Source organism: Lacticaseibacillus sp. 30, from assembly GCF_053819265.1.
In genome coordinates, this window is sequence record NZ_JBSOQX010000012.1 from 1 (window position 1) to 21,365 (window position 21,365).

General features: G+C 46.6%; 21 protein-coding genes and 1 pseudogene. 9 read left to right on the forward strand and 13 right to left on the reverse strand.

Annotated features, from left to right (window positions below; all coding sequences use genetic code 11):
* Positions 1-313: 313 nt before the first annotated feature.
* Positions 314-697, reverse strand: a complete 384-nt coding sequence (locus tag ACWPAB_RS08885) for a CvfD/Ygs/GSP13 family RNA-binding post-transcriptional regulator (protein ID WP_003566816.1) — start codon at positions 695-697, stop codon at positions 314-316.
* Positions 698-760: 63 nt separating this feature from the next.
* Positions 761-1,345: a peptidylprolyl isomerase gene (locus tag ACWPAB_RS08890; protein WP_003566814.1), complete on the reverse strand. Its 585-nt coding sequence runs from the start codon at positions 1,343-1,345 to the stop codon at positions 761-763.
* A 223-nt stretch (positions 1,346-1,568) separates the two neighbouring features.
* Here ACWPAB_RS08890 and ACWPAB_RS08895 point away from each other — a divergent pair, with 223 nt between their 5' ends.
* The 3 genes from ACWPAB_RS08895 to ACWPAB_RS08905 all read left to right on the forward strand — a co-directional run bounded on the left by ACWPAB_RS08895 (position 1,569) and on the right by ACWPAB_RS08905 (position 3,836).
* Complete coding sequence (locus ACWPAB_RS08895; RefSeq protein ID WP_003566813.1) at positions 1,569-2,555, forward strand: NAD(P)/FAD-dependent oxidoreductase; 987 nt, start codon at positions 1,569-1,571, stop codon at positions 2,553-2,555.
* A gap of 38 nt (positions 2,556-2,593) precedes the next feature.
* Positions 2,594-3,097 (forward strand): phosphatidylglycerophosphatase A family protein, encoded by a 504-nt coding sequence (locus ACWPAB_RS08900; protein ID WP_003566812.1) that lies wholly within the window; start codon positions 2,594-2,596, stop codon positions 3,095-3,097.
* 85 nt (positions 3,098-3,182) lie between these two features.
* On the forward strand, positions 3,183-3,836 hold the full coding sequence (locus ACWPAB_RS08905; RefSeq protein WP_003566811.1) for a VTT domain-containing protein: 654 nt from the start codon (positions 3,183-3,185) through the stop codon (positions 3,834-3,836).
* Between the two features lie 87 nt (positions 3,837-3,923).
* Here the strand turns inward: ACWPAB_RS08905 and ACWPAB_RS08910 are convergent, their stop codons facing one another.
* The 7 genes and pseudogenes from ACWPAB_RS08910 to ACWPAB_RS08940 all read right to left on the reverse strand — a co-directional run bounded on the left by ACWPAB_RS08910 (position 3,924) and on the right by ACWPAB_RS08940 (position 9,924).
* Positions 3,924-4,547, reverse strand: coding sequence for a TIGR01906 family membrane protein (locus tag ACWPAB_RS08910; RefSeq protein WP_003569373.1), 624 nt, complete (start codon positions 4,545-4,547; stop codon positions 3,924-3,926).
* A gap of 5 nt (positions 4,548-4,552) precedes the next feature.
* Positions 4,553-5,329, reverse strand: coding sequence for a TIGR01457 family HAD-type hydrolase (locus tag ACWPAB_RS08915; RefSeq protein WP_003566807.1), 777 nt, complete (start codon positions 5,327-5,329; stop codon positions 4,553-4,555).
* A gap of 8 nt (positions 5,330-5,337) precedes the next feature.
* On the reverse strand, positions 5,338-5,982 hold the full coding sequence (locus tag ACWPAB_RS08920; protein WP_003574160.1) for a YutD family protein: 645 nt from the start codon (positions 5,980-5,982) through the stop codon (positions 5,338-5,340).
* Positions 5,983-6,031: 49 nt separating this feature from the next.
* On the reverse strand, positions 6,032-7,408 hold the full coding sequence (locus tag ACWPAB_RS08925; protein WP_003574158.1) for a bifunctional metallophosphatase/5'-nucleotidase: 1,377 nt from the start codon (positions 7,406-7,408) through the stop codon (positions 6,032-6,034).
* Between the two features lie 111 nt (positions 7,409-7,519).
* Positions 7,520-8,122, reverse strand: a complete 603-nt coding sequence (locus tag ACWPAB_RS08930) for a metallophosphoesterase (RefSeq protein ID WP_003569369.1) — start codon at positions 8,120-8,122, stop codon at positions 7,520-7,522.
* A gap of 1 nt (position 8,123) precedes the next feature.
* Entirely contained in the window at positions 8,124-8,861 is a 738-nt protein-coding gene (locus ACWPAB_RS08935) for a YibE/F family protein (protein ID WP_003569367.1), read from the reverse strand.
* Positions 8,858-9,924: pseudogene (locus ACWPAB_RS08940) on the reverse strand (YibE/F family protein). Before ACWPAB_RS08940 ends, ACWPAB_RS08935 begins: the two are co-directional and overlap by 4 nt.
* A gap of 88 nt (positions 9,925-10,012) precedes the next feature.
* Here ACWPAB_RS08940 and ACWPAB_RS08945 point away from each other — a divergent pair.
* Positions 10,013-10,162: a hypothetical protein gene (locus ACWPAB_RS08945; protein WP_016363517.1), complete on the forward strand. Its 150-nt coding sequence runs from the start codon at positions 10,013-10,015 to the stop codon at positions 10,160-10,162.
* Positions 10,163-10,227: 65 nt separating this feature from the next.
* Here ACWPAB_RS08945 and ACWPAB_RS08950 read toward each other — a convergent pair whose 3' ends face one another.
* Positions 10,228-10,542 carry a hypothetical protein gene (locus tag ACWPAB_RS08950; RefSeq protein ID WP_003566802.1) on the reverse strand — a complete coding sequence of 105 codons (315 nt, stop codon included), beginning with the start codon at positions 10,540-10,542 and terminating at the stop codon, positions 10,228-10,230.
* Between the two features lie 118 nt (positions 10,543-10,660).
* On the opposite strand from ACWPAB_RS08950, the gene ACWPAB_RS08955 reads away from it, so the two are divergent.
* The 3 genes from ACWPAB_RS08955 to ACWPAB_RS08965 all read left to right on the forward strand — a co-directional run bounded on the left by ACWPAB_RS08955 (position 10,661) and on the right by ACWPAB_RS08965 (position 14,408).
* The gene (locus ACWPAB_RS08955; protein ID WP_003569365.1) at positions 10,661-12,001 is read left to right on the forward strand and encodes a glycerophosphodiester phosphodiesterase family protein; all 1,341 of its coding nucleotides are present in this window, start codon (positions 10,661-10,663) and stop codon (positions 11,999-12,001) included.
* Between the two features lie 138 nt (positions 12,002-12,139).
* Positions 12,140-13,543, forward strand: coding sequence for a dipeptidase PepV (pepV, locus tag ACWPAB_RS08960; RefSeq protein ID WP_003569363.1), 1,404 nt, complete (start codon positions 12,140-12,142; stop codon positions 13,541-13,543).
* Between the two features lie 112 nt (positions 13,544-13,655).
* Positions 13,656-14,408: a biotin--[acetyl-CoA-carboxylase] ligase gene (locus ACWPAB_RS08965; RefSeq protein ID WP_003566799.1), complete on the forward strand. Its 753-nt coding sequence runs from the start codon at positions 13,656-13,658 to the stop codon at positions 14,406-14,408.
* 6 nt (positions 14,409-14,414) lie between these two features.
* On the opposite strand, the gene ACWPAB_RS08970 is transcribed toward ACWPAB_RS08965, so the two are convergent.
* Positions 14,415-15,098 carry a YjjG family noncanonical pyrimidine nucleotidase gene (locus ACWPAB_RS08970; RefSeq protein WP_003569360.1) on the reverse strand — a complete coding sequence of 228 codons (684 nt, stop codon included), beginning with the start codon at positions 15,096-15,098 and terminating at the stop codon, positions 14,415-14,417.
* A gap of 301 nt (positions 15,099-15,399) precedes the next feature.
* Here ACWPAB_RS08970 and ACWPAB_RS08975 point away from each other — a divergent pair, with 301 nt between their 5' ends.
* Positions 15,400-18,183, forward strand: a complete 2,784-nt coding sequence (locus tag ACWPAB_RS08975; RefSeq protein ID WP_016380356.1) for a transglycosylase domain-containing protein — start codon at positions 15,400-15,402, stop codon at positions 18,181-18,183.
* A 123-nt stretch (positions 18,184-18,306) separates the two neighbouring features.
* On the opposite strand, the gene ccpA is transcribed toward ACWPAB_RS08975, so the two are convergent.
* A complete protein-coding gene (gene ccpA, locus ACWPAB_RS08980; RefSeq protein ID WP_003564050.1) occupies positions 18,307-19,308 on the reverse strand; it encodes a catabolite control protein A in 1,002 nt (333 codons plus the stop codon).
* Positions 19,309-19,615: 307 nt separating this feature from the next.
* Here ccpA and ACWPAB_RS08985 point away from each other — a divergent pair, with 307 nt between their 5' ends.
* Positions 19,616-20,719 (forward strand): M24 family metallopeptidase, encoded by a 1,104-nt coding sequence (locus tag ACWPAB_RS08985; protein ID WP_003569358.1) that lies wholly within the window; start codon positions 19,616-19,618, stop codon positions 20,717-20,719.
* Between the two features lie 93 nt (positions 20,720-20,812).
* Here ACWPAB_RS08985 and ACWPAB_RS08990 read toward each other — a convergent pair whose 3' ends face one another.
* A complete protein-coding gene (locus ACWPAB_RS08990) occupies positions 20,813-21,334 on the reverse strand; it encodes a transcription repressor NadR (protein ID WP_003564045.1) in 522 nt (173 codons plus the stop codon).
* Positions 21,335-21,365: the final 31 nt, after the last annotated feature.

The following is a 21,365-nucleotide window of genomic DNA, read 5'->3' on the forward strand; positions in this document are numbered from 1 at the left end:
TGACCAGCGTTACATGTCAACGTTTTTTTAAACATTGAATATTTATTCATCTGTTCTCGACGTCGCACATTGTGCAAGCCATCAACTTGATCTAATTAAGTATATCCGCTAAAGATCAGCGCCTTTTGTTTTGACAACAACAAGTATCATACCAGCACTTTAACGATGTAGTCAATAAAAAATTCATGCAAATTGAAACATTTTAAAATACCGAAAGATCGCGAACGTTTTCTCCAAAATTGCATAAAAATTCAGCATTTCTGCGAACATTATTCTATTCATCGTGACAAAAGTTCAGAAAAAAAGAACCGACTCATTTGTGAGCCGGTTCTTCGTCTAAATGATCAAGTGCTTCAGCGACCCACCCGTCTAACCGAGCGGCAATCGGTGCAAAGCCTGTGTGAAATTTACGACTGGTCCAATAATGCTTGCGGCGACGCTTTTTACTCATTCTAGGCGACGCTTGTAAGGCACGTAAGGATAAACTGATTTTTTGGGTATATTCGTCGATGTCCAAAATCACAACTTCAACTCGCTGGCCGACGGTAAAAATATCGCTGGTGTCCTTGACATAACCATGCTGGCATTCTGAGATGTGCACTAAACCTTGCGTGTGCTCATCAAGCATGACAAACGCGCCATAAGGTTGAACGCCTGTCACTTTGCCAGTCAAGATATCTCCTATGCGATATTCCATTCTGACACTTCATTTCATTGGATTTCTCTTTGAGTATACCCTAAAAATCATTGCCGACCAATATTAGTCTTCAATCGTAACCTGATCAATCGTGACCGGTTCAACCGGCTTATCATTAGCACCTGTTTTGACTTTACTAATCTTCTCAACCACGGACAGGCCACTTAGGACTTGGCCAAAGACTGTGTGGCGATGATCGAGCCACGGTGTACCGCCTTGTTTATACGCTTCAATGATGGGTTCTGGGAATCCAGCCTCACTTAGTTGCGCCTGCATGCTCGGGTCTAAATGCGCATTAGTCACAATGAAGAATTGGCTGCCATTCGTATTTGGACCAGCATTGGCCATTGAAAGTGCACCTTTCAAATTGAATAGCTGATTTGAAAACTCATCATTAAAGGGCTTCCCCCAGAGACTTTCACCGCCCATGCCGGTACCGGTGGGGTCGCCGCCTTGAATCATGAAATCATCAATAATCCGGTGAAAGATCAAACCGTCGTAATAATGTTTTTTGGCAAGGCCTACAAAGTTTTCAACTGTCTTTGGCGCCTGTTCAGGGAAAAGTGCGATTTCAAAGCGACCTTCGCTTGTTTCAAAAATCGCTTTTGGTCCCTTAAAGTCTTTGAGTTCTAATTGTGGGTAATCCATGATCAATCTCCTTTACAAGTTAACGTTCTTGTACTAGGCGTAGTATACCAGCCCAGCCCCTGAGCGCAAACTACACAGGTTTGCTGATGCAACGATCGTCTATTAAAAAGGCTGCTTACGGGCTCATCACACTTGACAGACCGGTGTTCGGCCTATTTTGGTACTTATCGTGAAAATATGGTAGTGTATGGACGTCATACTATATAGAAACGGAGCATTGCAAATGTCAGTGCAGCATGTATATGAAATCACGGTAATCGGCGGCGGCCCGGTTGGGATGTTCGCCGCTTTTTATGCGGGTTTGCGCCAGGCAGACGTTTTGTTATTGGAGAGTCTTGACGAGCTTGGCGGCCAAACAGGCAACTTATACCCTGCCAAAATTCTCTATGATATTGGCGGATTCCCGCATGTTAGTGGCAAAGACCTTGTCACGCAGCTCAAAACTCAGCTCGTGCATTTTCATCCTGAAGTCAAGACCGCTACGGAAGTACAGACGATCGATCAAGATCCAGATGGCTTTTTCACATTGCATACAAGTCAAGGCGATTTCCGCAGTAAAACTGTGATCGTGGCAACCGGTGGTGGTGCTTTTACGCCGCGCAAGTTAGCTGTTGACTATGATCCGGCATTGGAAGGCAAAAAACTGTTCTACTTCGTGCAGGATTTGGAAACTTTTCGAGATCAGGAAGTGGCCGTGGCTGGTGGTGGTGATTCTGCAATTGATTGGGCACTGGCACTTGAACCGGTTGCCAAACATGTCAGTCTGATTCACCGTCGTGCCAAATTTCGCGGCTTGGAAGCCAGTGTTGCTGCACTTGAAAAAAGCAGTGTGACAATCCAGACGCCTTACCTGATCGAATCAGTCACCCCTCAAGATGATCAGTTAGCGATTCAATTGAAGGAAGTTCGCGGCGAGGCACAGCCAACGCTCACCGTCGACAAGCTGTTGATCAACTATGGATTTGTCACCGATAAACACCACCTACAGGCTTGGCAACTTGACACGGATCGTAATGGTATACTGGTGGACACACAAATGCAGACGAGTCGTCCCGGCATTTTTGCAATTGGCGATGCTGTCAGCTATGCTGGCAAGTTGCCGCTGATTGCCAGCGGTTTTGGAGAAGCGCCAACCGCTATCAATGAGGCCTTAAGCCGCTTGTATCCAGATCGACGTCAGGCCTTGCACAGTACTCAGCTGTATCATTAACGCTCATCTGCGCAATTTACCCATCAAGGAGCAAAAACATGACGAATGAAGAAAAATTGTATGACCGCACGATTCAACTGTTACATGAACGCGGGGTTCGGATATCCGATATTGGCGAACTTGTAATGTTCCTGCAAGAACGCTTCATCCCCAAGCTGACACTTGAAGAAGCCACACAAAATGTGCGCATTGTTCTACGCAAACGTGAAGTTCAAAATGCTGTGATGACTGGTATTGCTTTGGACAAGGCAGCAGAAGCTAACAGTTTGGAAGAACCGTTGCAAAAAATCATCGCTGAAGATGAAGGTTTATATGGTGTTGACGAGGTGCTTGCCTTCTCGATTGTCAATGTATATGGTTCGATTGGTTTTACCAATTACGGTTATATTGATCGCATCAAGCCAGGGATCTTAGCTAAGCTGAACGCCCATGAGCCTGGCATTATCCACACCTTTTTAGATGATATCGTGGGAGCCACTGCTGCTGCTGCAGCAAGTCGACTTGCTCATTCACATCCAGAAATTGAAGACGACATTTATTGATGTTTTGGTAAAATTCTGTCAGGATTCATGAAATTTTCACATCAATCCGTATAATAAGCTGTAATTCATTAAAGGAGTTCACAAGATGACCCAACTGTTCGACTTCATCATGCATATTGATGAGCATCTGATTACCATCGTTAATAGCTTCGGCCCTTGGACCTACGCCATCCTTTTTGCGATGGTCTTCATCGAAACAGGTGTCGTTATTTTCCCCTTCCTGCCTGGTGATTCATTGCTATTTGCTGCAAGCGCGTTGGCTGCAAATGCCGCGTATAACCTGAATGTGTGGATTCTCTTCGCCGTCTTTCTGGCTGCTGCGGTTATTGGCGACACCGTCAATTATGAAATTGGCAAACGCGTTGGTTCGGCAGCATCCACTGGCAATGGCTGGTTTGGACGGCTGATCAATCGCGACAAACTGAAGCAGGCGGAGGCTTTCTTCGACAAGCACGGCGGTAAGACGATTGCCATCGCCCGCTTTATGCCGCTGATTCGGACATTTGCGCCGTTTGTTTCCGGCGGCTCCCGAATGCATTACGGCAAGTTTATCCATTACAACCTGTTAGGCGGTTTCCTCTGGGTCACCATGTGCGTTTTCGGCGGTTTCTACTTCGGCAATGTCACCTTCGTGAAAGAACACTTTTCGTTGGTTGCCATCGGTATCGTGATCATTTCCCTTCTGCCGATGGTCATTGCTGCCATTAAAACCCGGACAGCTAAAGCTACTGAACGCTGAGCAAAATGATTTGCATCAAAAAAACGCATCGCCTGTCATGTGGTAAATTCCACGTGACAAGCGATGCGTTTTTGCTTGCGCTGCCAATCATGCCACCTTCGCATCTTGACGCCCGCGCCAAATGCCCCAGATCATGACAGCTTCAAACAAAGCAAATGCTGTCAGAAAACACAACATGAAGAATCCTTCAGGCAAAACGTTGATGATCGGATCAGTTGCTGGGTCAAACAGCCAGTCGCTATTGCGAAAAAGGACTTCATGAAACGTGATGAAAAATTGGTCGAAGTTCACCGCTAGTATAGCCGTCAACACAACAGGTACCACGGCCCCGATCATAAACGGACGAACCAACAAATATCTTTTTCTGGTAATGCGAAGTTGATGCAACCAGCGTACCGCAAATGGGACCGTGACCACAGCAACCCCTATATCGAAGAGAAAGAGGTGGCGAACATCCGCAAAATGAATGGCGCCATGTACGCTTGTGGGGAAATCATTCATATGCAGAGTACCAACCCACGGTAAATTTAAGTAAGCCATCAGCTGCAAATAATTCTGATAAAGCCGGCCAAGGGACATCACGGCAATCTGCGGTAGGTCATCCATGTGTGCATAAACTGGAAAAGTGATCAGCGTACTTAAAATCGTCATGAACACAAGGACACTAATGATGGCTAGCCACAATGCTACCCATTGGGCAATACGCTTCATGGAGGTTAGACCTCCCAATCCGTCAAGGCATCAATCTGATGTGTGGGCTGATGGACTTGCTTGGAAACATAATCACGGGTAGAAACGCCGGTATACACTAAAATCGTATCAATACCAGCATTCAGCCCTGCCTTAATGTCCGTGTTGTAATTATCGCCAACCATGGCAACCGCTTCTTTAGGTAAGCCCATTTTTTTCAAGGCTTTCTCCATAATCGTTGGTTCGGGTTTGCCAATGTAAAAAGCCCGCTGCTGTGTGCTGCGCTCCACTAGCGCGATCAATGAGCCCGCGCCTGGAACCAAACCGCGCTCATTCGGAAGATTGGTGTCAGCATTCGTCCCAATAAACTTTGCCCCGCGTTTAATCGCCAGTGTTGCCAGTTCAAACTTATGATAAGTCACATCATAGTCAAGGCCGACGACCACATAATCCGGATCAACTTCATTTAATCGTAATCCAGTATCCAGCAACGCCTGCTTGAGGCCTAACTCGCCAATGATATAAATGGACTTACCCGTCACATCGCCATGATTAAGGTCGGTCAGATACGCTGCAGTTGCTAGTGCCGGGGTGTATACCTGCGCCGGTTGGACATGAATATCATGATTCTCTGCTAAGTTTTTGACCACATCTTCTGGACTTTTGGTCGTGTTGTTAGTTAAAAATAAAAACGGGATTTGTGCCGCCTGTAGTCGTTCAACGAAATCCTTTGCAGCGGGAATCCGCTCCTTACCGCGATAGATAGTGCCATCAAGATCGATCATATAGCCTTTATACTTCAAGTTCGTCCCTACTTCTTATTAGTCTCACGCCGCCGAATCGTAAAATGTCGCTTGCGTGGTTGTGTCTGATTGATAGTTTTAGCCTGATCGCCGCGAATTTTGGTTGGTCGGGTTGTTTTTTCCGTATACGGTTTTTCCGCTTTTGCTGACCGTGGCTTATGCTTATTGTTTTGGCTGTTGCGCCGATTTGTTGGGGGTGTCTGGCGATGCACTGGTTTGATCGTCTCTGATCTCTGCCCCGCCTCACGATGTCCCTGACGACGATGCGGCTGCCCTTTTGTCACTGACTTGTCTAAACACGCCAAAACAAAGTAAGCACAGCCAAAATTACAATATTCATACAAATAATCTTCAAGTGTGCCGATGAGCTGGTCTTTGCTGACACCGCGTCGATCATCTTTATAGAATCCGCGTAAACGCAGCTGATCATAGCCCCAATCACCAACGATATAATCATACTTATCAAGAATTTCGTTGTAGCGTTCGTTCAAACGCGCAACATCAAAAGCATTTCGGTGATCCTTAACAAGGCGATAGCGGCGACCATCAATCGTTAGTAAATCACCGTTAACAATGACCACCCGCGAATCTTTATCAGCTTCTGGGGTCAATGCGGCATCAATTTGTTGTATAAGCGGTTCATGTTCGCCCATGTGCTCACCTCCTTATGTGTGCTGATGCTTCGCAAAGTATATCACGAAATCATAATGGATATTTTTGAGCTAAGTACTCGCCCACCACATTCCGTAATAGCTTAGGAAAAAGCAATTCATTGCTGCCCATAATCTCAATGGTTGGAAAGAATGGAATGAACAGAAAATTGTCCACCGTCACAAACGTATATTGTTGTTCTGGCACCAACGGTTTCCCGTGCCATAGAACAACCCGTTTTTCACGATTAACGCTAATACCCCGGTAACCAATGTCACCAAAAATCTTTCCACGAAAACTCATGCCGATCATATGAAAATGTCGCAGGAACATCCGATTCTTTTCCATTTCCATGATTAAGCGCCACAGTTCCTTACCACTCAGCGTTACTTTTAACAGATGCATGGGATGCGGCAAACAGGTTAATAAATCCGCTTGGGTGACAACACCCGGACCCAGCGGCATAAGGAAAAGTCCGGCATTTAAAATCGCCGCGTCCACCTGAGCGCCATCAGCCAATGCTTCTAAACCTAAATCCAGTAATGGTGAAGGCCCATCATATTTGATCGATAGCTGTTTGGGCAACCGCGCCACCTGATGCTGCTTGAGCAAAGCAATTCCTTTGCTCTCATAGCCCTGTATCTCACGCGGGTCAGCAGCTGCCGCTTGCATGAGCTCAGTTTTAAATGTCTCGGCCTGACGGGTGATAATTTGATGCTGATCATCCAGCGTCAGCGTCACTTTGCCGACATAATGGCCATACTTTTCTGCAGCTGTTAATAAGGTGGTGCCATGTAACTCGCCGTCTGCCAATAAATGATGCGTATGACCACCAATCACGACATCAATCTCTGGATACTGTTTTGCTAAGTGCCGATCAGCCTCAATTCCTAAATGTGACAGCACAATTAACACGTCATAGGTACCAGATAATTGCTTCAAAATATCCGGAAATACATCCGCCACGGTTTTAACTTGCCAGCCATTTGGTCGATATGTCAGAAAAAATGGCGCCGTGAATCCGACAATCGCAATGCGTGTACCAGCACGCGTTTGCGTTCGCACAAACGGTTTAGCCCATGTCGGTCGGCTGCCGTCAACCTCGAATAAATTAGCCAGTGCCACTGGAAAGTTCGCATGATCGTATAAATGTTCCAGCACATCATGCGGGTTACCGACACCTTCATTATTGCCGATGGTTGCTGCATCGTAACCAATTTCATTCAGCAATTGCACATTGATCTGACCTTGCGTAGCCTCCGTTAAGGGCGCTGAGCGATCCATCGCATCCCCGTCATCAAATGCCAACACACTCGCGCCTTCTGCTTGTTCTGCAGCGCGTGTTCCCAACATAAACCGCCGAATCTTCGGCCAATTTTCAAAATGAGAATGCAGATCATTGGTATGCAGGATCACTAACTTTTCCACGAGAAACCTCCCTGTGCCGGCAAAAATAAATACTCTAACTGGTGAATCACCGGCGCGCTTTCTTATTTTTATCCTATGCTCTGATAAGCGGGCGGTCAAACAAACGGTTGTTCATCGATTTTGGGCTAACGCCTGGGCCTTAAGCCGATAAATTTCATGCACTTCAGCAGCGGACAGCGGTGTCCCAAATGGCAGGTGTGGCATCAACAAATCGCGTTCCGGTGCATCTACCCCGACATTAATATTCTCCGCGAGATTGACGCTGTTGTGATGAATATGACCATGTAAATTCAGTGTTTGTTTGACAATCCCCATCATCAACGGGTAGTGCGTCATAATGAATTGTGTATGGTCGTCCTTAATAATGGTGCCAACATCATGAAACGTGAATTTTGGCTGTCCATTCACACCAGGATCATTTCGATGAAGAAACTTGAACAGTGACTCATAATCATGGTTCCCTTTAATGAAGACAATTCGACCGTTCAGCTGTTTTAATATACCAAGCACTTCTGGTGGTTGCGGAAAATGCTCAGGATTCATCGCGATATCGCCTAAATGATAGACAATATCCCGATCCCCCACGCGAGCATTCCAAGCATTGATCATTGCCGTGTCCATAGCCTCAACAGAGGGGAAAAGTCGCGGTGCAAAATCGTTTTGGCCTAATAGATCGGCGTGAAAAAAATGAGTGTCTGCAATGAAATACTGCATATTATTCCTTTCTGCGATGCGCATGACGAGTTGTCACAACCCAAGTTGTCATCGGTACCGTCAAAACAACGGCAATGACCGAAATCAAGACTTGCAACAACTCCCCAACAAAGATTTTATTATTGATGATTTGGCTGAACGGATAGCGCAAAGATGCAAACCAAATGAACAATGATGAAAACCCGCCAAAAAATCCAAAGAACAATGTATTTAACGCCGTGCCAATAATCTCATGCCCCATCTGCTTGATGCCGGCATCACTTGCTTGATCCTTGATTTCATCCATCCCCGCCGCTACGGCAATGGCCGCCTCCGCGATGGCTCCCAGCGTGCCTAATAAGGTTGTTGCAATCAAAATATGCGGAAAACTAACCCCGATGTAAACAGAGAAGCCTTCAAGACTTTCTGAATCTTCTGGTCCAAAGCCAGCTGTCTGACTGAGCGTCATAGTCAAAATAATGAGCCCCACAAGCAACGTCATGATTAGCAACGCGGAAACAAACGCTGGACCCGCAACCGCTACATGACTCGTGCTCAAGAAAATGGTGCTGGCTAAAATAATCAATCCGAATACCACAGCGAGAATAATTGGATTGAACCCACTCGCCATCAAGATCACGACTAAAATCATAAGCAAAGCATTGACCGTCAGCGCAAAGAAATTGGCTAGGCCTTGTTTGCCCCCAATCAAGAGCATCATGACTAGTAGCAATAGTGCCAAGGCAAGAATTGCATTCATGCTGCCACCTTCTTTATTTTAGCCATAAACGCGGCTAAACCGCTCGTCATTGGCACCGCTAGGACAATTCCGAAGGCACTAATTAAACTTTGGGCAAAACCAAGCCCCATCACCCAAATGACTGTTTGTGCAATCGAGTTATTATTACGAATCCATAGCACTGATTCCACAAAAGTATCAGCAATAAAGATCATAAAGAGCACTGAAATTAGCGGTCCCATGACATTCCGGCCGATTGCCATACCTGCCTGAAACCGTTCTTTGGCGCTGTCATGCAACTGAAAAATTGCCACTGAAATGTCACTCGCTTCATCAAGAACAGCGCCTAATGAACCAATAACAATCTGAGCGAAGAACAGCAATTGCGGCATTTGCGTCGCATATTTCACTTCTTCCAGATGCACACCGTTATAATTTGTCAACGTCAGTACACCATAGCCTAGCGCCACAGCAAGGCCAGTTGCAGTAACGATCCCAGTGAAATTGTGACGGCAATCGGCTTAAAACCAACAATGAAAACCGCAGTCAGAATTGTAAATACGACTGCTAGACCAACAAACAACCACCACGCCTGCCATTGCTTACTGCCAATTTCCCACGTTACCGCGATAAAAAAGATCACTGTGTTCAAAAGAATACTAATACTTGTTAACCAAGCGCGACGCCCCATAACCAAAAAAATTAGGCCAAATGTCAAAACAAGCAACGCCGCAAGGATGGCATCGCGTTTGATGTTGTTGAGCGTATAGACGCCCTTATCGACATCTAAAAAGATTTGTTCACCTGGCCGCAACTGATTGTCTAAACCGCCGCTGAACGAGTACGTATTATGAATGGTGACGCTTTGCCCGCGTTTTGCTGTGTTCAGTAAACGCACTTTAACCTGTTGCTTGGTTAGCCGATCATGATTCTGATCCTCATCATCATGACTGGTCGTTTTAATGACTTGAACTGATTCGACACGACCGACTGGTTTGGTGTAAAGACTGCTATCAAACTGCATGCCAATAAAAACCGCAATTGCCGCAACGAACGGAATAAGCCATCTACCAAAATACTTCACGCTGACGCCTCCTCACATTCACCCGGCCAAAATTTGCCTAGTGAATGCCCTACTTTCATATGCCCTACATTATATAAGTGGCGTCAACGTGACGCAAAATGCGGCGTGTATCAAACTAACCGAAAATCAAGCCAACTACCTGACGATTCGCGATGGTGCTCACCTAGTTAGCGCAGTGGGTGAGACTAAAGCCACCGCACCGCTGCTAGCATCACCCAAGCCAACGTTACCAGTGTGAATGCCAGTGTTTGTTAGGTTTTGTTTAAATTGTTACTGTCGCTGACGATCCAGCGATATCACCACTCATCCAACATGGTTCTGCTTTAGAATCTCGTGGTAAGCCTGACGTACTGGCCCTTCTGGTTTGTCCCACTCTTCCCAGCTCGTCAAATCAGCTGACGGGAATTCATAATGATCGTTGATGTACTGTTCGTAAGCTGTCACAGCAGTTGAATGGGGAATGTTTAGTTGAACGATCCGCACACGTTTAATAAGTCCCTTCATAGCCGCCTTTTCTGCCCGACCGTTCATCATGACGTTACCTAGTTCAAAATAGCGACTACCGTCATTCCGTGTGATTTCTTGAATTAAATCGAAAACTTGAAATTTATCAGCCATGTTCTTCATACTCCTTTATCAATTTAGCCACTGCATGTCGTGTTCTAAAAATTGTCCCGGCTACTTTGCGGTGCTATGTTTATGGTATGATGTTTTTTTCTGGAAAGGAGCAGCCTGTATGGGCAAGCGACTCACGCTGGCAGTGCTATTGCTGCCTTTATTCCTTCTGCTTTCGGGTTTCACGCTGATCGGCCATCGCGGCGATCCGTTGAATTATCCGGAAGAGACTTACCAAAGTTTTGACAGTGCTTTTAATAATGGCGCCGACTATGTCGAACTGGATGTACATGAAAGTGCTGACGGTGTCGTGGTGATTCAACACGACTCAACGATTCAACGAATGACCGGCGCTAATTTGGCAATTGCCACAACGAACTTTGCTCAGCTTCAGCAATATCATACCAAAAATGGCGAGCCGATTCACAGCTTGGAAGATCTCTTCATTCATGAGCAACAAACCAACCATAAATTTCTAATTGAGACCAAAATCGTAAAGGGAGAACCTCATCCCCATCTCGAAGACAAAATAGCGGCATTAATCCAAAAGTATCACATGGAAAATCGTGTGATGTTTCACTCATTTTCCGCTGCAAGCTTAAAAAGGCTTCAAGCCGTTTTGCCCAATGTGCCCCGTATCCTTATTGTTGGCTCACTTAAACGAATCAATTTTGATGTCTTAACCTACGTAGATGGTATCAACCTGAGTTCGGACTTAGTGACACCGCAACTTGTGACCCAACTTCACGATCTTGGCAAAAAAGTCTACATCTGGGACGAGATGAACGAAAATCGCTCATTATGGACTTGGCTGGTGAATCTCAACATTGACGGTATCGTCACCAACTATACGGCTCTAGGGCATGAATTTCAGGCATTGAAGGCCGCTGCAGTGACAACCGATATTAACGATCTTGGCGCCAACTCCAGTACCACGCCCTTACCCATTTACGAAAATCCATATCAGCCGACGTTGCGCCATGAACAATTAGCGCCTGAAACCCCTGTGATGATTTCCAGCATGGTCACGATTGCTGGCAACACCTATTATCAAATTGGCGACAATGCTTTCGTTCCAGCGACAACTGTCAATCTTGCGCCGCAAGCCGGATGGGCTAGCCTCTTCATTAATCAAAATGTTGTTGTCACCGGAAAAAAATTTCGCGTGCCAGTATACGCTGATCCGTTGCATCAACAAGATGTCATTGCTCACATCGCTAACCATACGCGCCATCACATCACAGCGGCACGGTATGAAGGCAATCACCTCTATGTAAAGATCAAAACCGGTTGGCTAAACGCCCAAGATTTGCAACTGTTGCCAGATGCTGAAAATATGACTACCTGGATGAGTCAATATCGCAGTATTCCTGCTGCACAAAAGCCACTTGTCCACTGGGCATTAGGCGACACGGCCTTTGACACACCACTGTTGAATGCTAGCGTCGTTGGCATCGGTTAATCGCCGAACCACGCTCAATCATAAGCCGTTCATCAATTGTGACTATCAACCCTCACAATTTGATGAACGGCTTATTAGTTTCCCATGATTAAACATGCTATCCTAAAGACAATGACAGTAAGAAAGTAGGTTAACCTCATGACGATTAATTGGCAGCAAGAAGCAGAGAAGTTAGAACCGCAACTCCTTTCAGACTTGACAACCCTTTTGAAAATCAACTCTGAGCGCGATACGGACCATCAAACAAAGGCGTACCCACTTGGCCCGGGACCGGCCAAAGCACTGGAAGCCTTTTTGACCATTGCCGAACGCGATGGTTTCAAAACACTTAATGTTGATAACGTTGCCGGTCGCATTGAGCTTGGCAGCGGTGACGAGATCTTTGGTTTGTTTGGCCATGTGGATGTTGTGCCAGCAGGTCCAGGTTGGCAAACTGATCCATTCGTGCCCGTTATCAAGGACGGTAAAATTTATGGGCGTGGCACTAGCGATGATAAAGGACCAAGCATCGCAGCTTATTATGCCTTAAAGTTGATTCGTGATCTTGGCCTGCCAATCAATAAAAAGATCCACTTTATCATCGGCACCGATGAAGAATCCGAATGGGTCGGGATTCATCGCTATCTGGAAACCCAGCCGGCACCGGATTTTGGCTTCTCACCAGATGCTGAATTTCCAATCATCAACGGTGAAAAAGGCATTGCCAGTTTCAAAATCGATCAAAAGCCAATTGCCGCTGCACCAGCTGAGTTAACGCTCACCAACTTCTCGGCCGGGATTCGGCCAAACATGGTGCCGCAAGTCGCAACTGCGACCATCACCGGCGATTTACCAGAAACTTTTGCCACACAAGCAACCGCTTGGGCGGATGAGGCTGGCGTCAAACTTACCCTTACTTTGGGTAATCCAACAACCATTGAAGTTGTCGGCAAAGGTGCACATGCACAGGAGCCAAAAGATGGCAAAAATGCTGGCACTTACTTGGCCAATCTACTGGCAGACTTGCCATTTGATCCAGCCGGTAAAGCTTATCTCCTGATGGTCGCTAAATACTTGCACAACGACTCACGAGGCAAGCTGTTAGGCATCAATTATACCGACAAGCTGATGGGCGAATTGACCGCCAGCCCAGACATCTTCACCTTTACTCAAGATGGCGAACAAAGTGTGCTTGTGAATGTCCGTTATCCGCAAGGGACAGATGCTGACACCATTCGTGATCAGATTGAGACGACATTAGGCGCCGACAAGGTCACCGTAAGCATCAGTGGTCATGCCCAAGGCCCTCACTATGTGCCAGGGGATGATCCATTGGTGAAAACACTTCTCCAAACATTCACTGATCACACCGGGATCCCAGGACATGAGCAAGTGATCGGAGGCGGAACTTATGGTCGTATCATTAAGCGCGGCGTTGCATTCGGTGCCCAAATGCCAGGTCAAGAAAATGTGATGCATCAAGCTAACGAATACATGCCGATTAAGGATATCATCACGGCTGTTGCCATTTATGCCGATGCCATCAGTCGCCTGGTCAAGTAATCTCTGGGCGTCATTTTATCGACATTCAGTTCATGCAAGGCCGTCTTAGTTTTAAACTAGGTCGGCCTTGTTGGCGTTAACCGTTATCAAAACGTCTGAAAGGAAGCAATTTATGTTTGAACCTGATGCTTTAAACCCATGGTTAGATGATCCCCGTTTGCGTGCCGCTGTCACCACAGCAGGCACCGTCACATCCACAAATGTCATTTTAAAAAAGTCCGTTCAAAACGGCGGCCCTTTGCCACAGATTTTAATTGCCGACCAGCAAACCGCTGGCGTTGGACGACATGGTAAACATTTTGCAAGCCCAGCTGATGCTGGACTTTACATCAGCTATGCGTTTCATCCACAAATTAACCGCGCCCTAATCACACCTGCTGCTGGTGTTGCGCTTCAACAAGCAATCGCCGATCAGTTTGGCATCAGCACTCAGATTAAGTGGGTAAACGATCTACAGAAAGCTGGTAAGAAAGTCGCGGGTATTTTAGCCGAAGCGTTGTTGGAACAAAATGCTGTCATTTTGGGAACCGGCGTCGATCTTTTCCCTGCTGCCAGCGGTCCTTTGCCAAATGATCAGCCGATGACAACCATTTTGCGCGAGGTCCCTGCAAATGATCCGCGTCCCGAGCTTGCTGGTCGTTATTTGACCCACTTGATGCGGCTTTTTGCCAATCCCGAGACCATCATGCCAGCGTACCGCAAACGAGCAGCGTGGGTTGGTCGCCGCATCACGGTCAGCGGCACACAAAATCCGCTGACCGGGACGATCAGCGGATTCGATGATAACGGCGCTTTACTATTAAAAACAGATCTTGGTACATTGGTGGTCTCAAGCGGCACCATCCGACTCGTTGAAACAGTCTAAGTCACTTCAGTTAAGCGCCAATAGCTTCGTCAAATCGCTAAATTCGTTGAGTTGATAAGTCGGTGTGATGTGATCGCGATTTGGCTGAAAATGTGGATTAAACCAAATCGAATCAATTTTGCCATTGATCCCACCTTGAATGTCTGAGGTCAGCGAGTCGCCCATGATCAATGTCTCACGCCGGTCAAACCGCGGGATGCGTTTGGCAACATAGTCAAAAAAGGCCACGGTCGGCTTCGGGCTGCCCACGATATCAGAAACAAAAATATCTTCAAAGTAATCAATCAGACCGCTCGATGCCAAGCGTTCACGTTGCACAGGCTCGATACCGTTGCTGACAATAAACAGCCGATAATCCTGCAACGCATCCAAGGTGTCCAGAACTCGCGGCAGCAAAATGGCCTCTTGATCCAAAAAATGATGATAGGTGCGTTCTGCCAAATGCGGATCAGCCTCAATGTGATGATGGCGAAAGAGTTTGGCAAACCGCACATCAAACAATTCCGGCCGCGTGATGCGCCCCGCTTCGTAGTCACGCCATAGACTGGCATTAATTTTCAGATAACTTGCCTCAATCCGCGGCGAGTAAGTCAAATTGAGTCTGGCAAACATCTTTGCCAGACTTTTTAGTTCACCTGCTTTAAAATCCAGTAACGTGTCATCAACATCAAACAAAATTATCCGATACATACTAAGCTCCTATTCTCGTCTTAAAGCTACATGCTATCAGTTTTACACACCTGATGAGACGTGACAAGCTGTTTGCGAAGTCAGCGCTTAAGCTTCGCCACTGCGTCAAAGATGTGCTCACTAGCCTTGGAATCTGCAGACAACGACCCCGCCAAAAACCGGTCATCACGCCTTAAGCAGCTTACACCCCGGTTTTAGGCTAGGTCGGTTCACACGCCTCAACAAATCCCCGGTTAGAATCCGCTTAATATTTAAGGTATACTAAGGCGTACTAGACCATAATTTAAGGTGGGACAAGCATTTGAAGAAGTTCTTTGATCGAGTCAAAACGCTCGGGACTCGATTTCGCCACTGGTTCACTGCGTTTGTGACCCGGCGTCCTGATTCCGAAGCAGAGACAACAAACTTAACTGGCAAGGAGGCCGTTGTCTTTTACCGCAACGTCACCTTACAAAGTATTAAAACCATTGTTTATTACTTACTCGGCGTGCTCGGTATTGCGACTGTCTTTGGCCTCGGTTTATTCGGCGGCTATTTCGTTTCAATTATCGATGCCACCCCGATTCCGACCGAAGCTGCCATGAAGGCCACCCTTTCCAATACAAGCCGCACTTCCAGCATGTATTTTGCTCACAACGTCAAACTCAGCAATGTTAAAAGCGATTTGGTCTCAACCAAGGTTGATTTGAATGAAATGTCGCCTTGGCTGACAAAAGCCATTGTCGCCACTGAAGATGAAGACTTCTATCGGCATGATGGCGTTGTACCCAAAGCGGTCATTCGTGCTTTTTTCTCTGATTTAACTGGCATGGGCAATCAAACCGGTGGCTCAACATTGACACAACAAGTGGTCAAAATGATGTTTCTAAGCTCAGAAACGACCTTTAAACGTAAAGCGGCAGAAATTATGCTGGCCCGACGTTTAAATAATCATTTTAGCAAGGATCAAATTCTAGCCACGTATTTGAATGTGGCCACACTTGGTCGTAACAATAAAGGTCAAAACATAGCTGGGGTTGAGGCAGCTGCCCAAGGCCTATTCGGCGTCTCGGCGAAGGACATCAACCTGCCAGAAGCAGCGTTTATTGCCGGCCTGCCACAAAGTCCGTTTATTTACACCCCGTATACCGCTTCTGGCGCCCTTAAAAGCAATCTCAAAGATGGTGTGGATCGTCAGCAGACCGTTCTATTCCGGATGTATCGAGCTGGGGTCATTAGTCATAAACAATATGTCGACGCCAAGGCATTTGATATCAAAGGTGCTTTTCTCCAGCATGAGAATGCTGAAGAAGACGACAATCAATATGGCTACGTGTACAACATGGTATTAAGCGAAGCCGAATCATTACTTGCTGAGCAGTTGGCTAAAAACGATGGCCATTCCGCCGCCGAATTGGCGAAAGACAACGCCTTAAACAACGACTATCTGCGGCAAGCTGCTAATCTTTTTTCATCGAAAAATTATCAGATTAAAAGCACGATTAACAAAGATGTTTACGACCGGATGCAATTTGTGATGAAGGCAACACGCAGCACATTTGGTCAGACTTATACCAGCACACAAATTAATCCGAAGACTGGCGAAACCGAAACCATTAAACATCCAGTCCAAAATGGTTCGGTCGTCTTGGACAATCAAACTGGGGCTGTTTTAGGCTTCGTTGGCGGAGTCTCTGGTGAACTCAATCACATCTATACATTACGTTCGCCAGGATCAACGATTAAGCCTTTGCTAGTTTACGCGCCGGCCGTTGACCAAAAAATCATCGGCTCGCAAACAGCGTTGGCTGATTTTAAAACCGATCTCGGCAACAATTACAGCGTGACAGACTACGGCGGTCAGATTCAGAATCGCTTTATTCCTGCCACCGAAGCGCTTGCCCAATCCTACAACATCCCAGCAGTCAACTTATATAAACACATCAAGCCGACTGTTAATGTTAAGGACTATATGGATAAAATGGGCATCGATACCCTCACCAAAAATGACTATAGTCAGCTTGGACTCGCTTTGGGCGGGACTGATTACGGGGTTGATGTCAAAGAACAAGCCAGCGCATTTTCAACCTTTGCCAACCAAGGTGAGCACGTACCAGCCTACGTGATTTCGGAGATTGTCGATCCGTCTGGTCATCCAATCTATCAACATAAGGTTAAGAAAACTAAAGTCTTCTCTAAGGGCACGACCTACATCATGAATCAAATGTTGAAAAACGTGATTGATTCCGGAACTGCGGAAAGCCTCAATTATCAACTCCACTTCAACACTGATAACCTGATCGGGAAAACAGGGACGAGCAATGATTTCCGGGACATCTGGTTTATTGGCTCGACACCTGGGGTAACAATCGCCAGTTGGATGGGCTATGACAATAATGATGGCACAACTTATTCACTAGATGAGACTGGCTCCATGACCAATGAAGCCTATTGGGCTAAATTAACCAACGCAGTTTACCAGACGATTCCTAAACAATTTAAGGTTAATCAGAAACTGGCACGCCCGGATACGGTTAAATCAGTGACTGTCGATAAACAAACTGGGCAACCCGCCGGCACCTTGACTTTTGACGGAAACACCTACCGAACTGGCGGCTCAACCGTCACCAGCCTTTACAATGATTGGCAGCCAACCACGAAAAATGATTTTGCCATCGGTGGCAGTAAAGCTAATTATCAGTTGTTCTTCGACCATCTTGATGGCAAACAAAATGGCTATGGTCAGGTTTCCGATGCCAACGGCAATTCAACTGAAGCCAAAAAAGAACATCAAGAAACCCCGATCACGCCAACTGAAGATACTCAGACGACACCTAGCAGTGCTCCTAGCGTGACAGTGCCATCAAGTCAGCAAAACCAACAAGGGACATCTGAAAACCAGCCAAGCGAACCACAAACCACAGGGACTGGCGGCACGAATGGCGCCACCGGCACTGGTGGGACTGGCGGTACTGGGACGACCACAGAAACTGGCACGACAACCGGCACAGGTACAACGACTGGTGGCGGTACGAATACTGGTGGCACTAATAATACCAATCAACAACAGACCCCACCTGCAACAACGACTGGCGGCGGTCAGTAACAACACGATCACGAGTTTTCATTTCAACGCAAAGAAAAAAGGCCTCCAAGTAATTTGCTTGGAAGCCTTTTTCTTTACCCTAATGACTTTACATGTCTGCTAAGCAGCTCACAAAAGCTGGCTTTATTTCGTTGAACCACGCTTCAAAATATCGAAGCCAAGCATAACGGTCTTTTCCTCGATCTCTTCTTTATTCATCATCTTGGTCAGCAAGCGCATAGCAACCGCACCAATATCATACAATGGCTGATCAATCGAAGTAAGTTGTGGCCGAGTCATTTCCGTCAGTTTGGTGTTATTGCTGGTGATAATTTCAAAGTCGTCCGGCACCTTAACGCCCTTATCAATTGCGCCATCCAAAAGGCCAACTGCTAACTCGTCATCACCTGCAATAACCGCCGTTGCCCCAACTTTCTGCAACTTATCAAACAAGGCTAAACCAGCTTGGTAGCTTGGCTCATTTTCAAAAATCAGGCTTTCGTCATAAGCAACACCGGCCTTTTCCAGAGCCTGTTTGTAACCCTTGAGCCGGAACTGCCCATTGATCGGATGCGTCAATGAACCGGTCGCCAGAGCAACCCGCTTGTTGCCGCTTTCCAATAACTGACGCGTGGCTTCTTCGACAGCAGCCACGTAATCGATGTTGACACTGCCAACCTGTTCGTCAGGATCGATTGAGCCAGCAAGCACAACAGGGGTCTTACTGCGTGAGAATTCAGCACGAATTGAGTCAGTCAATTCATGGCCCATGAAAATCAAACCATCCACTTGTTTAGCCAACAATGTGTTTAACACCGTGACTTCTTTTTGATTGTTTTCATCAGAGTTCGCCAAGATGATATTGTACTTGTACATCGTGGCAACATCATCAATCCCACGTGCCAAGCTTGAGAAGAACATGTTCGTGACATCTGGGATAATTACCCCGACAGTTGTCGTCTTCTTGCTTGCCAGACCACGAGCAACTGCATTCGGCCGATAATCAAGCCGTTCGATCACTTCCAAAACCTTCTTGCGAGTAGCTGGTTTCACATTTGGGTTACCATTAACGACTCGAGACACTGTCGCCATTGAGACATTCGCCTCGCGTGCGACATCATAAATTGTAATTGTTTGCTTTTCCAATTGATTTTCTCCTTAGTCGTGAAAAGATGAAATCACGAAGTTCTATTTACATTCCAAAGTAACAGAATAGAAATAGCAATGCAAGCGTTTTACTGAATTTTACATGAAATTTTCACAACCGCCTTTTTCAGAAAGCCCATCAAGCTAGTCACGTGATATACTAAAAGTTAAAGTTTTAAGTTGTGCTATTTTACCACGATGCTTGATTGGCGCATGACTTTTAAGCCAGATCGCGAGCTAGTCCGGTTAAAAAGTGCACCGCACCTGCATGGTACTGCGCCAGTGAACACGTTGAGGAGGAAAAAATATGAATGAACATTTAGCCGCTTTGCAAGCTTGGGTTGCAAAAGAAGGGTTGGACCTGGCCTATATTAGCGACCCAATCAATATCAACTACTACACAGGCTTTTTTCAAGATCCTGAGGAACGCATCACAGCGTTGATTGTCACCCCTGACAACGATCCTTTCCTCTTCACCCCTCAGCTGACGATTGAAGAGGTCAAAAAAGCTGGCTGGCCGTACCAAGTCTTCGGTTATCTTGATCACGAAGATCCATTTGCCATCATGGCTAATCACATCAAAGCGGTGACAGCGAACCCGACAAAATGGGCAATTGAAAAAGATAATCTAGCTGTCTTCAAATTTGAAGCTCTCATGAAACAATTTCCGGATGCTACCTTTCCGGTTGACGCATCCCGGTTCATTGAGAACCAGCGACTCATTAAGACACCGGCAGAAATCAAACAGATGGAAGCAGCTGGTGCCCAGGCAGATCGCGCCTTTCAGGCCGGCTTTAACGCGATCAAAGCTGGCGCGACAGAACAAGAAGTGGCAGCTGAAATCGATTATGCCATGATGAAGGAAGGCGTCATGCACATGAGCTTTGGTACCATTGTGCAGGCCGGCGTCGACGCTGCCAATCCGCATGGTGAACCAATGGGCACCAAGCTTCAACCAAACGAGTTGGTTTTGTTCGACCTTGGGACTGACAACCATGGCTATATGTCAGATGCCACCCGTACTGTTGCATTTGGTCAGGTCACCGGCAAGCCGCGGGAAATTTTCGATGTCTGTTTAGAGGCCAATTTAACCGCAATGGCGGCTGTCAAGCCTGGTTTGAAAGCATCCGAGCTCGATAAGATTGCCCGCGACATCATTACTAAGGCTGGTTATGGCGATTACTTTAACCATCGGCTTGGTCATGGGATTGGCATGTCGACACATGAATTTCCATCAATCATGGAAGGAAACGATATGCTGTTGCAGCCAGGAATGTGTTTCTCAATCGAACCGGGCATCTATGTACCTGGTGTTGCTGGCGTTCGGATTGAGGACTGTGTCCACGTCACCGAAACCGGCTGCGAACCATTTACCCACACCTCAAAGGAATTCACGGTCATTAACGGCTAGGACAGGTCTAAAAAACTGCAATATAGTCGTATTCATATGCCACAAAAAAAGCTGCCCGGAAAGATTCCGGACGGCTTTTTTAGCGGCATCAGACTACCTCTGCTCCACTTGTTCATATAGCATCCCCGCCTGCCGCAAAGCTGCTTTGATTTTGGGCATATCGCGCTCATTTTTAACGCTAATCGTGTGCAAATGAATGCCGCCGGTCAATTCTGACAACAGTCGGCCATGATAGCGCGACAACCGACTCATAAACAGTTTCATGTCAGCCACTGTCCGGATGTTTAACTGGCCGCGCAATTGTCCATAAAGCGGATGCTCAACCAAAACATCCTCGATCCATCCGCCATTTTCAAGAATCAACTGTAACTCTTCGGCAGTTTGTGCTGGCGTATGTTTGCAAGGCAACAAAAACTCATGGGCGGCCGGTCGAGAAAACATATACCCTCGTGGCGTTGCAATAATCGGCTCACCTTGTGCGCGCAACAACGCAATGTCGCCAACAATTGTCTGGCGGCTCACGGCAAACTGCCGGGCAAAACTTGAGGCACTAAGCGGCTCAGCGGCTGTACTTAAAGCAGCCTTGATCTGCGCTTGACGTTCACTGTTCAGCATATTCTCTCCTTTAAAAAAGATCTATAGACGG

Coding starts and splice junctions, on each gene's coding strand:
- ACWPAB_RS08890 (WP_003566814.1), bottom strand. CDS start 1,345: ATGGATTACCCACAATTAGAACTCAAAGACTTTAAGGGACCAAAAGCG.
- ACWPAB_RS08905 (WP_003566811.1), top strand. CDS start 3,183: ATGACCCAACTGTTCGACTTCATCATGCATATTGATGAGCATCTGATT.
- ACWPAB_RS08920 (WP_003574160.1), bottom strand. CDS start 5,982: ATGGGCGAACATGAACCGCTTATACAACAAATTGATGCCGCATTGACC.
- pepV (WP_003569363.1), top strand. CDS start 12,140: ATGACGATTAATTGGCAGCAAGAAGCAGAGAAGTTAGAACCGCAACTC.
- ACWPAB_RS08885 (WP_003566816.1), bottom strand. CDS start 697: ATGGAATATCGCATAGGAGATATCTTGACTGGCAAAGTGACAGGCGTT.
- ACWPAB_RS08985 (WP_003569358.1), top strand. CDS start 19,616: ATGAATGAACATTTAGCCGCTTTGCAAGCTTGGGTTGCAAAAGAAGGG.
- ACWPAB_RS08965 (WP_003566799.1), top strand. CDS start 13,656: ATGTTTGAACCTGATGCTTTAAACCCATGGTTAGATGATCCCCGTTTG.
- ACWPAB_RS08910 (WP_003569373.1), bottom strand. CDS start 4,547: ATGAAGCGTATTGCCCAATGGGTAGCATTGTGGCTAGCCATCATTAGT.
- ACWPAB_RS08895 (WP_003566813.1), top strand. CDS start 1,569: ATGTCAGTGCAGCATGTATATGAAATCACGGTAATCGGCGGCGGCCCG.
- ACWPAB_RS08970 (WP_003569360.1), bottom strand. CDS start 15,098: ATGTATCGGATAATTTTGTTTGATGTTGATGACACGTTACTGGATTTT.
- ACWPAB_RS08900 (WP_003566812.1), top strand. CDS start 2,594: ATGACGAATGAAGAAAAATTGTATGACCGCACGATTCAACTGTTACAT.
- ACWPAB_RS08990 (WP_003564045.1), bottom strand. CDS start 21,334: ATGCTGAACAGTGAACGTCAAGCGCAGATCAAGGCTGCTTTAAGTACA.
- ACWPAB_RS08950 (WP_003566802.1), bottom strand. CDS start 10,542: ATGGCTGATAAATTTCAAGTTTTCGATTTAATTCAAGAAATCACACGG.
- ACWPAB_RS08930 (WP_003569369.1), bottom strand. CDS start 8,122: ATGCAGTATTTCATTGCAGACACTCATTTTTTTCACGCCGATCTATTA.
- ACWPAB_RS08955 (WP_003569365.1), top strand. CDS start 10,661: ATGGGCAAGCGACTCACGCTGGCAGTGCTATTGCTGCCTTTATTCCTT.
- ACWPAB_RS08935 (WP_003569367.1), bottom strand. CDS start 8,861: ATGAATGCAATTCTTGCCTTGGCACTATTGCTACTAGTCATGATGCTC.